This is a genomic window from Streptomyces sp. NPDC026672, assembly GCF_040638185.1.
In the GTDB taxonomy this organism is placed as follows: domain Bacteria; phylum Actinomycetota; class Actinomycetes; order Streptomycetales; family Streptomycetaceae; genus Streptomyces.
The window spans coordinates 1-16673 of the sequence record NZ_JBEZXS010000080.1 but is presented as its reverse complement, the minus strand read 5'-3'; the positions used below and the strand labels follow the sequence as shown (position 1 = coordinate 16673).

General features: G+C 66.7%; 17 protein-coding genes and 3 pseudogenes. 10 read left to right on the top strand and 10 right to left on the bottom strand.

Going from position 1 to position 16673, the window contains the following annotated elements; all coding sequences use genetic code 11:
* Positions 1-146: 146 nt before the first annotated feature.
* A protein-coding gene (locus AB0F77_RS42030; protein WP_361959722.1) for an IS5 family transposase occupies positions 147-945 on the bottom strand; the annotation gives its coding sequence in 2 pieces (ribosomal slippage) (positions 147-596 and positions 598-945; 798 coding nt in all).
* 37 nt (positions 946-982) lie between these two features.
* A complete protein-coding gene (locus AB0F77_RS42025) occupies positions 983-1366 on the bottom strand; it encodes a helix-turn-helix domain-containing protein (RefSeq protein ID WP_361959719.1) in 384 nt (127 codons plus the stop codon).
* A 115-nt stretch (positions 1367-1481) separates the two neighbouring features.
* Here AB0F77_RS42025 and AB0F77_RS42020 point away from each other — a divergent pair, with 115 nt between their 5' ends.
* On the top strand, positions 1482-2813 hold the full coding sequence (locus AB0F77_RS42020; RefSeq protein WP_361959716.1) for an amidohydrolase family protein: 1332 nt from the start codon (positions 1482-1484) through the stop codon (positions 2811-2813).
* Positions 2814-2866: 53 nt separating this feature from the next.
* Positions 2867-4222: an MFS transporter gene (locus AB0F77_RS42015; protein WP_361959714.1), complete on the top strand. Its 1356-nt coding sequence runs from the start codon at positions 2867-2869 to the stop codon at positions 4220-4222.
* Positions 4223-4329: 107 nt separating this feature from the next.
* Here the strand turns inward: AB0F77_RS42015 and AB0F77_RS42010 are convergent.
* The 4 genes and pseudogenes from AB0F77_RS42010 to AB0F77_RS41995 form a co-directional block, all read right to left on the bottom strand.
* Positions 4330-4952: pseudogene (locus AB0F77_RS42010) on the bottom strand (Nramp family divalent metal transporter).
* Positions 4952-5479, bottom strand: a complete 528-nt coding sequence (locus tag AB0F77_RS42005) for an Nramp family divalent metal transporter (protein ID WP_361959711.1) — start codon at positions 5477-5479, stop codon at positions 4952-4954. The pseudogene AB0F77_RS42010 and the gene AB0F77_RS42005 overlap by 1 nt, the downstream one beginning before the upstream one ends.
* 419 nt (positions 5480-5898) lie before the next feature.
* Positions 5899-6030, bottom strand: coding sequence for an amidohydrolase family protein (locus AB0F77_RS42000; RefSeq protein WP_361959731.1), 132 nt, complete (start codon positions 6028-6030; stop codon positions 5899-5901).
* Positions 6031-6241: 211 nt separating this feature from the next.
* A pseudogene (locus AB0F77_RS41995) lies at positions 6242-6562 on the bottom strand (amidohydrolase); the annotation flags it as partial.
* A gap of 109 nt (positions 6563-6671) precedes the next feature.
* Here AB0F77_RS41995 and AB0F77_RS41990 point away from each other — a divergent pair.
* Positions 6672-7495 (top strand): IS5 family transposase gene (locus AB0F77_RS41990; RefSeq protein ID WP_361959728.1). Its coding sequence is split into 2 segments (ribosomal slippage): positions 6672-7035 and positions 7035-7495, totalling 825 coding nucleotides; the frame shifts between segments, so codons are not numbered across the junction.
* Between the two features lie 12 nt (positions 7496-7507).
* On the opposite strand, the gene AB0F77_RS41985 is transcribed toward AB0F77_RS41990, so the two are convergent.
* Complete coding sequence (locus AB0F77_RS41985; RefSeq protein WP_361959708.1) at positions 7508-8371, bottom strand: helix-turn-helix transcriptional regulator; 864 nt, start codon at positions 8369-8371, stop codon at positions 7508-7510.
* 100 nt (positions 8372-8471) lie between these two features.
* Here AB0F77_RS41985 and AB0F77_RS41980 point away from each other — a divergent pair, with 100 nt between their 5' ends.
* The 7 genes and pseudogenes from AB0F77_RS41980 (at position 8472) to AB0F77_RS41950 (ending at position 13288) form a co-directional block, all read left to right on the top strand.
* Positions 8472-9365 carry an oxidoreductase gene (locus tag AB0F77_RS41980; RefSeq protein ID WP_361959705.1) on the top strand — a complete coding sequence of 298 codons (894 nt, stop codon included), beginning with the start codon at positions 8472-8474 and terminating at the stop codon, positions 9363-9365.
* A gap of 47 nt (positions 9366-9412) precedes the next feature.
* On the top strand, positions 9413-10207 hold the full coding sequence (locus tag AB0F77_RS41975) for an SDR family NAD(P)-dependent oxidoreductase (protein WP_361959702.1): 795 nt from the start codon (positions 9413-9415) through the stop codon (positions 10205-10207).
* 228 nt (positions 10208-10435) lie between these two features.
* Positions 10436-10573 (top strand): hypothetical protein, encoded by a 138-nt coding sequence (locus tag AB0F77_RS41970; protein ID WP_361959699.1) that lies wholly within the window; start codon positions 10436-10438, stop codon positions 10571-10573.
* A 525-nt stretch (positions 10574-11098) separates the two neighbouring features.
* The gene (locus tag AB0F77_RS41965; protein WP_361959696.1) at positions 11099-11275 is read left to right on the top strand and encodes a hypothetical protein; all 177 of its coding nucleotides are present in this window, start codon (positions 11099-11101) and stop codon (positions 11273-11275) included.
* Positions 11211-12317, top strand: a pseudogene (locus AB0F77_RS41960) (peroxidase family protein); the annotation flags it as partial. The gene AB0F77_RS41965 and the pseudogene AB0F77_RS41960, both read left to right, overlap by 65 nt.
* The gene (locus tag AB0F77_RS41955) at positions 12315-12791 is read left to right on the top strand and encodes a peroxidase family protein (RefSeq protein WP_361959725.1); all 477 of its coding nucleotides are present in this window, start codon (positions 12315-12317) and stop codon (positions 12789-12791) included. The pseudogene AB0F77_RS41960 and the gene AB0F77_RS41955, both read left to right, overlap by 3 nt.
* Before the next feature lie 41 nt (positions 12792-12832).
* A complete protein-coding gene (locus tag AB0F77_RS41950) occupies positions 12833-13288 on the top strand; it encodes a DUF6069 family protein (RefSeq protein WP_361959693.1) in 456 nt (151 codons plus the stop codon).
* Positions 13289-14204: 916 nt separating this feature from the next.
* Here the strand turns inward: AB0F77_RS41950 and AB0F77_RS41945 are convergent.
* The 3 genes from AB0F77_RS41945 to AB0F77_RS41935 all read right to left on the bottom strand — a co-directional run bounded on the left by AB0F77_RS41945 (position 14205) and on the right by AB0F77_RS41935 (position 16569).
* Entirely contained in the window at positions 14205-15077 is an 873-nt protein-coding gene (locus AB0F77_RS41945; protein WP_361959690.1) for a nuclear transport factor 2 family protein, read from the bottom strand.
* A 1043-nt stretch (positions 15078-16120) separates the two neighbouring features.
* Positions 16121-16342 (bottom strand): hypothetical protein, encoded by a 222-nt coding sequence (locus AB0F77_RS41940; RefSeq protein ID WP_361959687.1) that lies wholly within the window; start codon positions 16340-16342, stop codon positions 16121-16123.
* Positions 16339-16569, bottom strand: a complete 231-nt coding sequence (locus tag AB0F77_RS41935) for a hypothetical protein (protein ID WP_361959684.1) — start codon at positions 16567-16569, stop codon at positions 16339-16341. Before AB0F77_RS41935 ends, AB0F77_RS41940 begins: the two co-directional genes overlap by 4 nt.
* Positions 16570-16673: the final 104 nt, after the last annotated feature.

Here is a 16673-nt window from a genome sequence, read left to right as displayed (position 1 = left end):
CCTGTTCGTATGCGCCCAGCGTCCCACGACCACCCGATCGGGACTCCCGTTCGACGCGCATCCCTCAAGATCGAAAAGACAACAGCTTCTTAGTTAGCCAGAATCCGACCAACTTAGACCGTGTCCTATGTGGTGAGGCGGACGAGTCACTCGTAGCAGCACATGGCTGCGGCGAGGCCGAGAAACGCCAGGTAGTTGCGGGGGTTGCGCTCGTAGCGGGGGCTGAGTCTGCGGTAGCCGGACAGCCACGACATCGTCCGCTCGATCACCCACCTTCGGCGGCCCAATCGCTCGCTGGACTCGATGCCTTTGCGGGCGATGCGGACGCCGATGCGCTTGCCTCGTAACCATTTCCGCAGGTGGGGGATGTCATATGCCTTGTCGGCGTGCAGGCGTTGAGGCTTGAAGTGGCGGCCGCGGTGAGGGTCGTGTCTCGTTTGGTGACCCTCGACCATGGGCTTCAGTGCTTCACTGTCGTGGGTGTTGGCGGCAGAGACGCCGACGAGGAGGGGCAGTCCGTTCGCGTCCGACAGGACGTGCATCTTGGAACCCGGCTTGCCTCGGTCCACGGGGCTCGGACCTGTGAGTTCGCCCCCCCTTTTTTGCCCTCACGCGGGCGGAGTCGAGTACGACGCGGGTGATGTCGATGAGGCCGGCGTCATCGAGCCGGTGCAGCACTGCTTCATGGAGGCGGCCCCACACACCGGCTCTCGACCAGATCAGGAACCGCCGGTGGACGGTCGACTTCGATATGCCGAAGCAAGGGGGCAAAGCCCGCCAGGCGCAGCCGCTGACCAGCACGTAGATGATGGCCGCGAACAGCGTCTCATCAGGCGTGTCCCGTGTTCCACCGCCTTGCGGCCGCACCTTCGACGGCGGGATCAACGGCTTCGCGATCTCCCATAGCCCGTCCGGAACAATCCAGCTCCACGTACCCCGCCCCATACGCAATCCAACGACGCCTCACCACATAGGACACGGTCTAAGACCTGGCGGCAGCGTCGTACCGCTCACGGTCCCGGCGGATCTCGTCGAGATTCGCCTCGGTCCAGGCGACCAGGCCCGCAAGGATGCCGTGCAGACTGCGCCCACGTTCGGTCAGCGCGTACTCGACGCGGGGCGGCACCGTGGCCTCGACAGTGCGGGTGATCAAGCCGTCGCGCTCAAGGCGACGCACCGTGGCACTCAGCATCCGCTGCGTGATGCCGTTCACCGCTCGTCGCAGCGCATTGAACCGGAGGGGACCGTCGTCGAGTCGGCAGACAACGGTCACCGACCACTTGTCTCCGATGCGGTCCATCACATCACGCAGCAACTCGTCGCGGTCGGATCGTTCACTCGATTCGGCCGTCGCGGGCAAAGTCACCTGGTGCCTCCCGTGATACCTGGGCAGTTCGAAGTGCCTTCTTGTGCAGCACTTGCATGGAAGTTTCAATCGTATACCAGTATCTGATGTATACCCACTAGAGAGGGAAGCCTCCGTGTCGGACACTCCCCCACCCCGTCCTGTCCTGATCCGAAGCGGGCACGTCCTGTTCCCGGACGGGACCAGCCGGACGGCCGATGTCCTGATCCGGGACGGGCGCATCGCCGGAGTCGGCGACACTGCCGTCGCTGTCGGTGACGAAGAGATCATCGATGCTGGAACCCACTTGGTGATGCCGGGCCTGGTGGATACGCACCGGCACATGTGGCTGGGAGGCCTGTCGGCCAGTTCCAGCGACGTGACCCTGTTTCCGTACGCGCAGCAGGTGAACGAGGCACTTGGCGACCCATTCACCGCCGACGACGTGTACGCGGGCGTGCTGTGGGGCGCGGTGCAGGCAGTCAACGCGGGGGTCACGACCGTCGCCGACTGGGCCCACAACCTGGGTTCCGACGCGGACATCGACGCCAACCTGCGTGCCCTGCGCGACAGCGGCATCCGGGCCCGGCTGTACTTCGGCGGCAAAGCCAGTTCCAGTGGGGACTACTCCCGCTACGAGGCACAAGCCCGGCGTCTGCACGCCACGCACGCGGCACACCGGGAGGACGACCGCATCGCTCTCGGACTTGCCCTGCGCGGCCCGTCCATGGCCACCCCCACGGAGAACGAGCACGAGTTCGGCCTTGCCCGCGAACTGGGTCTGCCGATCTCCCTGCACGCCGGGATGGCGGGCCTGCCCGGCGCGGTCGACCAGCTCGGGCGGCAGGGACTTCTCGGACCTGACGTGAACTACGTCCACGCGAACGAGTTCACCGAGCAGGAGTGGAAGCAGGTCGCGGAGTCGGGTGGAACCGTGTCGGCCACCCCGACGGTCGACATGACCATGGGCCTGGGTACCCATCCCGCCGCGGGCGCCGCGCTGGAACACGGGGTGCCGGTCGGCCTGGGAGCCGACACCGTCGCCTACGGTCCCAGCGACCTGTTCGGGGAGATGCGTCTGGCGCTGGCCGCCGAGCGGTCCCGGACCAATGCGGAGCCCATCGCCCGGGAGGAGATGCCCGGCGAACTGCGGCACGGTTACCTTGACATGCTGGATGTGGCCACGCGCGGGGGCGCCCGGGTGCTCGGTTTCGCCGACCGGATCGGAGAGATCGCGGTCGGCCGCCGTGCCGACCTCATCACGCTCGACCTGTCGGCCCCGCATCTGGACGGCTTCGGCGACCCCGTCCTCGCGGCGTTCCTCAGCGCCGGAGCACGCGACGTCGACACCGTGATCATCGACGGACGAATCCTCAAACGACGGGGTGTGCTGGCCAACGCCCTTCTCGAGAAGGCGCGCCGGGAGGTACGTAGCTCGCGTGCCCGTATCCGCGGCAGGTCGCTGTGACCGCGAACGACACGATCATGGAACCCGCAAGCTCCCCGGCTCGGCCTCTGGGCATGATTCTTGCGCTGTGCTGCGCGGCTCAGTTCATGGTCGTGGTCGATGTCACGATCATGAACGTCGCGCTGCCGGACATCCGGGCCAGCCTCCACATGAACGTGACCGGCCAGCAGTGGGTGATCAACGCCTACACGCTGACCTTCGCCGGTTTCCTCCTGCTGGGAGCACGTGCCGCCGACCTGATCGGCCACCGGCGGGTGATGCTCGCCGGACTGACCGTGTTCACGCTCTTCAGCGTCCTGGGCGGTCTCGCCCCCAGCGGTGGCTGGCTCATCGCCGCCCGCACCGTCCAAGGCGTCGGCGGAGCCCTGTTGGCGCCATCGACGCTCAGCGTGCTGACGACCGCCTTCGCCGAGTCGGACGCCCGTCGCAAAGCCCTGGGCGCGTGGACGGGGACCGCGGCCGCCGGCGCCGCCGCGGGCATGGTCGCCGGAGGAGTCTTCACCGACCTCCTCGACTGGCGCTGGGTCCTGTTCGTGAACGGTCCGATCGGCGCCTTGCTGATCACGGCGGTCCCCCGCTGTCTGCCCCCCGAACAACCGCTCTCCCGTCCGCGTCAACAGCTCGATGTGTGGGGCGCTGTCCTGGCGACATGCGGTCTGTCCTCGCTCGTCTACGGGATCGTCACCGCGGCACAGCACGCGTGGACGGCGCCGACGACGCTGGGTGCGCTGGGGCTGGGTGTCGCCCTGCTGGCGGTCTTCATCCTGGTTGAGGCCCGCCTGGGTGACACGGCGCTGGTCCCCCTGCGAGTGCTGCGCATGCGTACGCTCATGCTGTCGAACGGGATCGCGGCCACCATCGGCGTGGCTCTCTTCGGTATGTACTTCTTCGTGTCTCTCTTCCTCCAGGACGTCAACAGTTACTCGCCGTTGAAGGCGGGGCTCGCCTTCATGCCTGCCGGTTTGGCGACGATGGCCGGGACGCTTGTGGGGTCGCGGGTGGTCGTGAAGGTCGGAGCAAGCCGGCAAATCATGGTCGGCCTGGCAACCGCCGCAGCGGGATTGTGGTGGTTGAGCAGCAACGACGGCCCTGTCGGCTATGCCGACCATGTCCTGGCACCGCTGATCCTCGTCGGTCTCGGCCTCGGCTCGGCCTTCGTACCGACCACCGGCACGGCGACATCGGGTGTCCCCGCCTCGCAGGCCGGCCTGGCTGCGGGACTGGTGACGACCAGTCGGCAGATCGGGGCCGCACTCGGCCTGGCGGTGATGATCACGGTCGCGGGACACGTCGGCTCGGACACGGGCGACGGGATCGGCGCGGCACTGCGCGTCGCTTCCGGGCTTCTGGCCGTGGGCGTCGTACTCGGAGGGGTACTTGGATACCGCCGACAGGCTACGGCCCCCTGACCCCAGCCTGGTGCAGGGCGCCACCACCGCGCCCTGCACCTGAGCCACGCCCCGGAAAGGGTGCGCAAGCCGTAGCTCATGCGGAAGGCTGTCCGATCACCGTCATGTCAGTGGAGGAACTGCTGGGCGAGTACGAAGGTGTCGAGGGCGGTAATCAGCAAGGCCATGACCCAGGCTGCGGAAGTAGTCGCACGGTGGTTGACGTAGGCGCCCATGATGTCCCGCCGGGATGTGAAGGCGATCAATGGAGTCAGCGCCAGGGGAATACCGAAGGACAGAATGACCTGGGTGAGAACAAGTGCGTGGGTGGGGTCGACGCCGAAGGCAAGGACAGCGATCGCGGGTGTAATGGTGATCATGCGACGCAGGGCCAGCGGGATACGAAGGGAAATGAAGCCGGCCATCGCAATCTGCCCCGCATAGGTACCCACGCCCGACGAAGACACACCTGAGACCAGCAGAGCAACGGCGAACGCCAATGCCGCTGTGCCCCCTGCCAGGTGGTCCAGCCCCAGATACGCCTGCGGGAGAGTGCTCACGCTGGTCAGGGACGACATGTGGAAGACTTCGGCGGCCACGGCAAGCATGGCCATGTTCGCCAGCCGGCGATTCCGAGCGCCACGACCACGTCGAGCAGCTCGAATCGCAGGACGCGCCGTCGCTCCGCATCGTTCCGGCACGGGACACGGCCGCCGGTAAGCGCCAAGTGCATATAGACGGCGTGGGGCATCACGGTCGCACCGAAGATCCCGGCACTGATGTAGAGAGACCCGTCCCGTACAGGGTCGGCATGAGTCCGCGCACGGCCGCGTGAGCCGAGGGGCCGACCAGCAGCACCTCGTAAAGGAAACCGGCCACGATGACAAAGAGCAGAGCGGCAATGGTGAGTTCGAAGCGGCGGTGGCTCCGGTCCCGGATCGTGAGGATCGCGAACGCGGCGATGCCGACGATCAGCCCGGCGGGCAGCATCGGCACGCCGAGAAGGATGTTCAGACCCAGCGCGGTACCGAGGAATTCGGCGACGTCGGTGGCGGCCGTCACTACTTCGGCCTGTACCCACATTCCCCAGACGAGAGCGCGGGGACAGTGCCGGCGGACCAGTTCAGGCAGGTTACGGTCAGTTACGATGCCGAGCTTGGCGGACAGAAACTGCACCGGCATCGCCATTGTGTTCGCCAGCAGAACCACCCACAGAAGCTGGTAGCCGTACCGGGCACCCCCCCTGGAAGTTCGCCGCGAAGTTCCAGGGATCGACATACGCGATCGCCGTGACGAACGCCGGTCCGAGCATGCCCAGGACTACACGCGGCCTCCCCCTGGCCGACGTTCGACCGAGCACGACGGGCTCGTCCGGAGCGGGCCCGGCAAGGGCTGGGGCGGCGCTGCTGCTCGGGATCACGACCGCAGTTCGTTGCGGCGGGTGGAGTTCCACCAAAGCATGGGGCACGGAGGGGTGCGGTCTCCCAAATCCGGGTTCTTCTTCCGTCGCAGACACAACGATCTCCTGTGGCGTCCTGATGGTCGTCCGATTGGCACAGCCCGGTCAGCACGGTCAGCCCGCCGTAGCAGCATCCGGGGGCAAGGCTTGAAGGGAGCGGCCCGGGAACAGCTGGGAGTCCCGGGCCCTCACCCTGGCCCAACGGGTTGGGCCAGGGTGAGGGAGCGCCGCTGACGGCCTACAGCCCGAAGACCTTGCGCGCGTTCTCGCCGAGGATGTTGCGCTTGGCCTGGTGGGACAGGAAGGGGATGGACATGATGCGCCCCGACACATCGAAGTCCCAGTGCGGCCAGTCGGAGGAGTAGAGCAGTGTGTTCTCGGCGTCGATCGCCCGGAACGTGCTCCCCAGCAGCTCGGTGTCCGTGACCTCGAAGGGCTGACGTGTAGTACATGTCGCGCATGTAGTCGCTCGGCATCTTGGTCAGAAGGGGAGCGTCCAACTGGCGCAGCTGGTACTCGTGGTCGAGCCGCTGCATCATGAAGGGCAGCCAGGCCACACCGCTTTCGATCCAGATCACCTTGAGATTCGGGAAGCGTTCCCCGATTCCGTTGATGACCCAGTTGGTCAGGTGTGTCATGTTGCAGGTGACGAACGACATGGCGTGTGCGGACAGGAACTTGTTCATCGTCGTCGTCATGGTGTCGTTGACGTTGGGGCCCGCGTGGAATCCCAGCGGCATGCCGCGTTCCTGGAGTTCCGCGTACAGGGGCATGTAGCTGTTGTGGTGGACTCCCACCGACCGCTGGCTGGTGACGAGAAACCCGATCACGCCGGGATGGTCAGCGTATTCGCGCACGGTACGCAGCGACGCCTCCGGGTTCTCGAAGGGCAGCCCCAGCATCGTCTTGATCCTGGGTTCGTTCGGCAGGATGGTCTCCGTGAACCAGCGGTTTTAAAGGTCCTAGCAGAAGCCGTTGATCACGTGACTTTCGACTTGGGTGGTCGTTGGTCTGGCCGTGGGGAAACGTCAGTCGCGGCCGTGGGTCGTGTCGGATGAACTGTGGTCGCTGATCGAGCCGTTGCTGCCCGGGCCGGGTCCGAAGCTGGTGGAGGGCAGACCGCGGGTGCCGGACCGGCAGGCGTTGTGCGGGATCCTGTTCGTTCTGCACACCGGCATCCACTGGGAGTACCTGCCGCAGGAGTTGGGCTTCGGCTCGGGCATGACGTGCTGGCGGCGCCCGGCCGCGTGGAACGAGGCCGGCGTGTGGGACGCGTTGCACCTGGTGCTGCTGAAGAAGCTGCGGGCGGCGAAGAAGCTGGACTGGTCGCGGGCGGTGATCGACTCCTCCCATGTGCGGGCCGCTCGCCGCGGCCCAAAAGCGGGCCCAGCCCGGTCGACCGCGCACGTCCGGGCAGTAAGCACCACGTCCTCACCGACGGGCAGGGGATTCCGCTCGCGGTGTCGCTGACCGGCGGCAACCACAACGACGTCACGCAGTTGCTGCCCCTGCTGGACAAGGTTCCGGCCGTGGCCGGTGTCGTCGGCCGGCCCAGACGACGACCCGACGCGCTCCTCGCCGACCGCGGCTACGACCACGACAAGTACCGGCGCCTGCTGTGGCAGCGCGGCATCCGCCCGGTCATCGCCGAACGAGGCCAGCCCCACGGATCCGGGCTGGGCATCTTCCGGTATGTCGTGGAACGAACGATCTCCTGGTTCCATGGCTTCCGTCGCCTGCGCATCCGCTGGGAACGACGCGACGACATCCATGAAGCCTTCCTCACCCCGGCCACCTGCCTGATCACTTACAGGCACGTGGAACGCCTTTGTTAGGACCTCTAAGGGTCAGCGGTCGCCGCGTGAACGGCTGGCATACAGCGATGCGAGCAGACGGAGCCGGTCGGCATCGGAGCTGTCCGGCTCGGCGGTGAACACGAGCATCATCGGGCCGGGGTTGCCCGGTAGCGGGTAGGTGTCCCAGTCGAGGGTGATGTCGCCAACGTCGGGAGCGTGGAACGTTCCTTCTCCGCTGGTGGTGGTGCTGACGTCGTGGAGCGCCCACAGCCGCCGGAATTCCGGACTGCGGATGCTCAGCTCGCCGATGACGGCTCGTGCTCGGGGGTGGGTCGGGTCGGTCGCGATGGAGGCACGCATCAATGCGATGTACTGCTGGGCCTGGTGCTCCCAGTCCTTGCAGCCTGATTCGCGGATGTGCGCGTCGTCGAACATCAGCATCAGCAGGTTGAGCCGATCACGCGGATAGTCGCCAAAGTCGCCGAACAGCGCCTCGGCGGCGAGGTTCCATTCGAGAACGTCGAGATGCCGGCCGAGCACCAGGGCCGGCACGTCGATTGCCGCGAGCAGCCGCTGGGTACTGGTCGGTACCCATTCCGGCTGCCGCTCGACACGCTCCGGCATGGGCTGTCGTGCGGCGCGGGCCAGGGTGAAGAAGTACCGGGATTCGTCCTCGTCGAGACCGAGTGCGTCCGCCAGCGCCGTCAGTACCTCGTCGGATGGGCGCATCTCCCGGCCTTGCTCCATGCGCTGGTAGTAGTCGGTGCTCAGACCCGCCAGGAGCGCGATCTCCTCGCGCCGCAGCCCGGACACCTTGCGGCGGCCGCCCAGCTCCAGTCCGACGTCCTGCGGACGCAGCCGGTCGCGCCGGGCGCGGAGGAATTCGCCGAGCTCACGAGCGTAAGGGTGCGTCATGCCTCCAGTGTGCCCATGGCTGAGCACGGGAAGGTAGGACCAGCAAACCTAGGCAACACAGTACGACGGAGCCGTGCCGCGACGACTCTAGGTTCGGCACATGACCTCGAACCTCCCAGATCAGAGCGGCCGGCTGGCCGTCGTGACCGGCTCGAACTCCGGACTCGGCCTGGTCACCGCTCGCGAACTGGCCGGCCGCGGCGCACACGTTGTACTCGCCGTGCGCGACGTTGTCGCAGGCAACGAAGCGGCCCGCGGGATCAAGGGCGACGTCGAGGTTCGGCGACTGGATCTGGCATCGATAACGTCGGTGGAGGCATTCGCCGCCGGCTTGGCCGCTGACCACCCGGTCGTGGACCTGCTGATCAACAATGCCGGCACGATGCTGCTCGGCCCCCGCCGGACGTGCGGGAACGGCTTCGAGCTGCAGCTGTCCACGAACATGCTGGGCCACTTCGCGCTCACCGGGCTGCTGCTGGAGAAACTGGAAGCCGCACCGGCCGCCCGTGTGGTCCATGTCAGCTCGCTCACCCACCGGGGCGCGCATCTGGACTTCGCTGATCTGATGTCCGAACGCGAATACCGCTCCACCGCCGCGTACGGCCGGTCCAAGCTCGCCTCCACGGTCTTCGGCGTCGAACTCGACCGCCGGCTGCGTGCCGCCCGGTCACCGGTGCTCAGCGTGCTGGCCCACCCCGGACTCACCCGGACCAATCTGACGCCCCGGGCCTGGGAGCACCGAGGCCTCCTCGGGCGGCTGATCTCGACGACCGTGCTGCTCGGAGCCCAGTCCGTCGAGCGTGGCGCACTCCCGCAACTGCACGCCGCGACCAGTCCGGGAGTGCACGGCGGCGAGTTCTTCGGCCCGTCCGGGCCAGGCGAGATCCGCGGCGCCGTCGGAGCAGCGCGGTTCAGCGCCGAAGCGACCGAACCCGCCGTCGGCAAACGTCTGTGGGCCGCGGCCGAACACCTGACCGGAGTCACCTACCTCTGAACACCCGGCCCTGTTCAGGCCGCGCGAAAAACACCAGGAGAGACCACATGTCGCACATTGAACTACCCGCCGACAAGTTCGGCCCGTGGACCGTGGTCACCGGGGCCTCCGCGGGGATTGGACGCGAATTCGTCCGGCAACTGGCCGCGAACGGCTTCAACGTCGTCATCTCCGCACGCCGCGCCACGGCACTCGCCGAACTCGGGTCCTGGATCGAGCAGGAGCACGGCGTACGCCACCGGGCCGTCATCGCCGACATGAGCCACCGCGACGGGCCTGGCCGACTGCTCGAAGCGACCGAAGACCTCGACATCGGCCTCCTCGTGTCCAACGCCGGAGACCTCCTCCCCGGCGAGTTCCTCGGGCGCAGCCTGCAGCCCGCGCTCGACTCGTGGCAGCTCAACGCCGGCAGCCACCTTGTCCTGACTCACGAGTTCGGGCAGCGGCTCGCTGCCCGTGGCAAGGGCGGCGTACTGCTGGTCGGTGCGGCCGGCGCCGAGAACGGCATCCCATGGCTGGCCGCACACGCCGCCGCGAAGGCCTACACGAACACCCTGGCCCGCGGGCTGCACTCCGAATTCGCCGACCGCGGCATCAACATCACTGTCCTGACTCCCGGGCCGACCCGAACCGAGCTGCAAAACCGCCGGTCCCTTCCCGACACCGGCGGCACGACGGTCACCAACGCCGTCTCCGCCGCGTTCAAGGCACTCAAAGCCGGCGATGTCGAGGTCACCCCCGGTCTTGCCGCGCGGGTGCTCAACAATCTGCCCGCATCGATGTCGCGGCGCATGTCCGGCCGCACCATGTCCGCCATCGCCGCGCAGACCACAGCCCAGTAGCCGGGCCTGCCGTCCCGGTGAAGAAACCCGGGTCCACGCGCGCCCCGGTGCACTCGTGAACACCGCGAAGAAGAACGGACCAGTACTGCTCGCACCGCTGCCCAGCCGAGACCGTGAGGTCCCCAGCCAGCGGGTCCTGATCGGTGCCGGCCCGCGATCACAGACCAATCAGTTCTGGCTGTCCGTATCCGCCGTGCAGTCACAAAGAAGAAAGAAAAAGAGTCTGTGATGAGCCGAATCAAGAAGGCATTAGTCAGCACCCTGGTCGGTGTGGTCGCCGCCAGCGGCCTGATGCTGTCGTCCGCATCAGCGACACCGGAGGTTCAGCAGGCTGGCGCGCTCTGCCGCCAATGCCCGGGCTGGTGACGACCACACAGTTCTGAGAACTGCGCCAACCGGCCACAACACCGGCCCCAATTAGCGTCGTCGCCCCGCTCCTGGCCGCCGACCTCACTCTTCCAACCCAATCGATGTCAGCAACGACGGGGGAACCGTGATGGAGCACAAGGCGCAGCGCATCTCGAACCGCAGACTCGGTGGCGCGATGGTCCGGTCGCTCGACGGTGGCCTCTCCAACGATGACCTCATCTCGGCCTTGCATCGCAGCCACCGCTGAGCACATGGCCCAGGACGCCCCGCCTCGGGTCCTGGACCGCTCGAAGCCGTGCACGGCCGGCGGATCCATATCCAATCGACAAGGAAGCGTGGGGTTATGCGAAAGCGTGTCATCGCACTGATGATCGGCGCCGACTTGGTAGGTCTGAGTTCGCTTCCGGCCGGTGCCGCGGATTCCACGGTGCCGCCCTTCGAGGTCGAGAGCCTGGACGGGGCGGCAACAACCGGCAGCATCCGGATCAGGGCCGGGCCGGGACACCCTATCCGCGAGCTGCAGTGGCACGGTATGCAGACGGCATCGGCACAATGGTCCCGGGGCCATCCCCGCGGGCAGTCACCAACCGGATCTTCAACGACTCCGGGCAGCCGTTGTTCTCGCCGCGCGGTCACCCAGTGGGCACCCGCGTGGGGGCAATTCCTCGATCACACGTTCGCGCTGCGGATGGACGGTGACGAGGACGTCACGGTGATGTATCCGGCCAACGACCCGATGGAGCGCTACACCAGCGTCTTCCCGGGCGTACCTGTGTTCCGCAGCGTGCCCGCGGCGGGAACGGGCCGGACGACACCGCGCCAGCAGCTCAACGACCGCGGCTCCTATCTGAACGCGTACGCGGTGTACGGCGACGAACCCGAGCGACTGGAGTGGATGCGCGAGGGCCCGCTGGACGGCGACCTGTCGAACAACGGTGCCCGGCTGCTGATGCCGAACGGGTTCCTGCCACGGACCACCGCTCGCGGAGACGCGGATTCGGCACCGTTCATGGACCGCACGATCGCAGTCGACGTGCCGGACCTGGCGGTCGCCGGCGACTTCCGGGGCAACGAGAACTTCGGGCTGCTCGCGGTGCAGACCCTGTTCACCAAGGAGCACAACCGGATCGTGTCGTTGCTCCCAGCGAGCTTGCCCGAGGAGGAGAAGTTCCGGCTGGCGCGACGAGTGGTGATCGCAAGCCAACAGTACGTCACCTACAACGAGTTCCTCCCCGCGCTCGGGGTGAAACTGCCCGCGTACGGCGGCTACCGGCCCCAAGTCGACACGAGTGTCGCGAACGAGTTCGCCACGGTCGGCTATCGCGCGCACAGCATGGTGCGCGGCGACTTCGCCGCCGACGTACCGGCCGGCAAGTTCACCGAAGCCGAGCTGGCATAGTTCCGAGCTCAGGGGATGACCGTGACCGAGCAGCGACGGACGGTCCGGATCGTCGTACCACCGGACCAGGTCGTCTTCAACACACCGCTGTTCGAACGCCTCGGCACCGGGGCATTCCTCGCCGGCCTGGCGGCGCGACCGCAGTTCCGCAACGACGAGCAGATCTCCGACGTGCTCCGCAGCCTGCCGATCCCGGTGTGCCGGCCCGGAGCTCCGTGCGCGAACGGGATCTTCGACATCACCTCGATCGACATCCAACGCGGCAGGGACCACGGCATCGCCTCCTACAACGACCTGCGCCGCGCATACGGGCTGGCACCGCGGCCCGACTTCAAGTCGATCACCGGGGAGAGCACCGAATCCTTCCCGGTCGATCCCGAGCTGACGAAGGGCGACGAGGTCAACGACCCCGACAGCCTCGACTTCCTGGCACTCCGCGATGTCCACGGACGCTCCATTCCGCTCGACAGCACGCGGGCAAGAGACTCCGCGACCTCTGGCGACCGCCGTACACCGGTCGCGGCCCGTCTCAAGGCGATCTACGGCAGCGTCTCCGCCATCGACCCGATCGTTGCCATGGCATCCGAACCGCTCATGCCCGGCACGGAGTTCGGCGAACTGCAGCTGACGATGTGGACCCGCCAGTTCAACGCCCTGCGCGACGGTGACCGCTTCCTGTACCTCAACGACCCTGTCCTCACCATGATCCGGCAGCGCTTTGGCATCGACTACCGGCACACCCTCGCCGAACTCATCTCGCTCAACACCGATGCACCGCGATCGTCCCTGCCCGTCAACGTCTTCAGGCTCCGCTAGTTGTCGATCACTCATCACTCCACCCAACGCGAAGGAAGACCATGACCCGTCAAACCGCCACCGCCCGCACAGCCCGCAGTTCCAGCGGCATGACTGCAGGGATCGTCATAGCCGCCGTACTCTCGGTCGCCCTCAACACGGCGGTCGCTGAAATCGCGCGCGCCGCCGGAGCCTCCTCGGACTTCGCTCCACTGCACCTGCAGACCTACACGCCCTGGACCGTCCTCGGCGTCCTGGCCGGTTTCGTCGGCTGGGCAGTCGTTCGTGCCCGCGCTTGCCGACCGCGGCGACTGATGCGCATGCTCGTCCCGACGGTGGTGTCGAACAGCTGGACACCCGACTTCATTCTCGGCTTCAACGGCGGTTTGGACGGCACAAGTTGGGGCGCCGTCAGCGCACTGATGATCATGCACGTCGTCGTCGGCGCCGTCGTCGTGACCATCTGTATCCGCCTGCTTCCGCTGCCCGCCGACCAACCATCGCGCAACGGCCGCTGACTCGTCTCGCACTCGCCGACGTTCAGCCGCCCCAACGGATGAGCGAGCAATCAACAAGACTGTCCAAGGCGCTTCGTCGATGCTCCCAGCGACCAGTTGGCGTCAGTTCCGCCACCGGCCACCAACGCGCAGACGGCAGAGCCGAGTTCCACCTCAGATATCTTCGAGACTGGCCCCGTCGGCAGAGCCAGAACAGCAGGGTTGTTGACGATCCCAGCGGTCCAGGCCCGTACGCCTCAGCTGCGCTGACGCCGATTGCGGTCCTCCCTGATGACCGGGCCCGGTTGCCGACGACCGATCACGCGCACGACACACCGGCTGATCACCTCAACACAGCCGACGTGGAGGCACCCACACGCGCCGAACGGTTCGGGACTTCGGCGCTGGTTCCAACAAGTGCGCATACGGCTTCGCCCACTTCATACCATCGTTCCCGAGGACCTCACAGGCAGTCTCCGGACGTCCGGGACGACACTGTCGCGGCGCCCAAACCGTCACGCTGCCCAGCGCTTATGTCCGCCGCACCTCTGGCCAAGTGCCGCCCCTCGCATCCGAAGACGGCACCCCTCCGCTCCACCCTGACAACGCCATCCACTGACGATGGCGGATCTACAAGCCCAGCAACCAGCTTCTGCCCGAGGCCTGCCGACTCGTCGGGAAACCGCTGGGCTTTCGCTCTGCCCGCCTGCAGAAGGCAGTCGAGTCGGGCCGCAGCCTCTCCGGCATCGAAGCACAGTCCTTTGGCCGATCGAGCACATGGCTCCGTGACCGAGGCCGCATACGTGAGGCCCGTACAAGACGCACGCGCATTGCATTCAAAGGGAACTGGCATCGGGGGCTGGGCGCCACACTGAGGAGCGCAACGCGAAATGCCCCACCGGCCTGTACCAGCGCGGCACTTCGCGTCCGCAGCGGGCTACGGGCCCAATCGCGGTGTCATCATCGAGTTGCCGTTGGCGCTCTCGCGTGCCGGCACCTCGTACTGGATGTTCTCCCAGTGCTCCACGATCTGCCCCCTGTCCAGCCGGTAGATGTGGACCACGATCACCGGCTGCGGGGCGATGCCGGTCAACTGCGCGTGTACCACCACCTCGTTGCCCTCGCCCATGATCAGGCCGGGTTCGTAGACGAAGTCGGCGGGGAGATTCCGCACGGTCTCGCGGTGTGCGCGTTTCCCGTTGTCGGTGAACGGCGCGTGCTGGACGTACGGATCACGCCAGTAGCGGTCCACAGCGCTGAGGTCTCGCTTGACGAGCAGTTCGTCGAGCGCCCTGGCCACGATTCGCTCATTGTTGTAATGGGTCGGTCCGCCAGGCTTCGAACGGGAGATCATCGGGTTGCCGTTCACGGCCTGGGAGGCAGGCACCTCGTCCTGGACCACATCCCAGTGTTCGACGATCTTGCCTCGGTCGAACCTGAAGATGTCCATGACGATCTTCGTAGGCCCCAGCCCCGCAACCCTGGAATCCACCGTCACGAAGTCATCGTCCGCGATCACCTTGTACACGTCGTAGCGCAGATCGGGCGTATGACGGATGTACTTCTTGATTCCCGCGAAGCCGTTGGCGATCTTCGGGCTGTGCTGGATGAAGGGCTCCCGGAAGTAGCGGTCGACGGCGGTGAGGTCGTGCCTGTTGAACAGTTCCTTCACCACCGCCTTCGTAACCCGCTCGTTCCGGATCTCCTGGTGCGTCAGTGCGTTCGAACCGTTGCTCGGTGAAGCATTGGCCGGTGCTGCACTTATCAGCAGCACGGCCAAAGCCGCCACCATGGTTCCTTTCAGACTCATGAGAACTCCAGAGGGACGTTTCGCGCGTGCCATAGGCCCGAGTTCGCGCCGGTCATGAGGGCAACTCGGCCATGCCGACCCGGCTGTTCGATGAGGTGTTCGATGACATGTCGCCAAGCTAACGGCCGCACGCCACGTCTCTGTCGTACCAATTTTCCTAGGTTTGCCCGTCCCACCTTCGCGGCTCCTGACCCGCATCGTTCGATCCGACAGTCCAGATCCGGGCATGTACCCCACGAGAGCAGCGCCTTCGGCTGAACACGTCCCCCTGCTGCTCGGCGAGCTCGGCCGCGTGCCCGACCCCTCGGAGCCGGTGGTGGCGTTCCCTGCAGGAGCCCGCCGGGAGGACCCGGTAGACGTCGCTCTCCTGCCGCCGCCCTCCTGCCACCAACACAGCCCGTGGTGGTGGCAGGTGGAAGGTCCGCCCAGCCCAGCGGCTGAAGCTGCGCACCCCCCATAACGCCCGCGAGCTGCGTGCTGCGCTGCGCAGAGAACTGGACCAGAGACTCCGTCGCCGAGCCCGTCCTCGCACGCGACCTCACCCGCACCGTCGCCCTCGGCCGCGACGTCGACCGCGCTGACAATCTCGTTCTCGAGCGTGTCCACCCGATCACGGTCCCGTTTGAAGTCCCGCCTCAAGTTCCGTCAGAGTGGTGATCCTGGCGCGGTGTGCGGTTACCTCCCACGGCTCGGCAGCGAGCCCGCAGGTGCGGACCCAGACGATCACAGTGTCCGGGTGGTAGCCGTTGTCCACAGCACCGTAGTGCGCGAATGGAGCTGTTCTCGGGGGCGAACCATCCAGGTTCGACGAGAACGGACATCGGCGGCTCATCTGCCCCCGGTCGGTCAGCCGACCCCCTGAGGAAATGCCACGTTCGTGAGACTGTCCAGCTCTGCAATCGACCTGAGAGCGCAGAAGAACCGCTGGTCAACGAACACGGCCAATGCAACGAGCGGCGAGACCCTACACCCAGCCTACGATCTACCCCGTCCGGCAGCCTCCCGCACAGACGAGCCACTCTCCCCGGGATGTGGTCGGCCGGTCACGCCACCCGGCAGGAGCGCCAGCCGCGGCCCTCGCGCACCAGGGCGCCGCGCTGCTCCAGGTTCTGCAGGTGGTAGACGACCGAGGACGTACTGCTCATCCCCACCGCCCGCGCGAGTTCCCGCGCCGGCAGTCCCTCCCCCGAGTCCTCGATCGAACGGCGGATGCAGGACAGGATCTCCCTCTCGTGCTCCGTCAGATGCCCGGGACGCCGGTTCACTCCCCGCGCTCCAGGGCGCGGGCCTGGCGGCGCAGCTCTGCGCGCGCCGCCGGCGCCCCGGCCGTGCGGGACCAGTACGGGTGCCAGCGCAGGCGCGCGGACAGCACGTTCAAGCGGCGGCGCAGCACCGTCACGTGAGCCGAACGGGATGCGGCGAGCGCGTCGTAGGTGCGGTACCAGTCCACTTGCAGGCGCAGCAGGTCGTGAGGGAAGTCGGCACGGTCCATACCCGCTATTAGGGTCCGTCTTCAAACGGATCTTGCCCAGAGCAGGAACGAGGCGAGGGTGACCGCAGCTTCGTAGGAAGTGGCGGTCTTCTCGTATCTGGTGG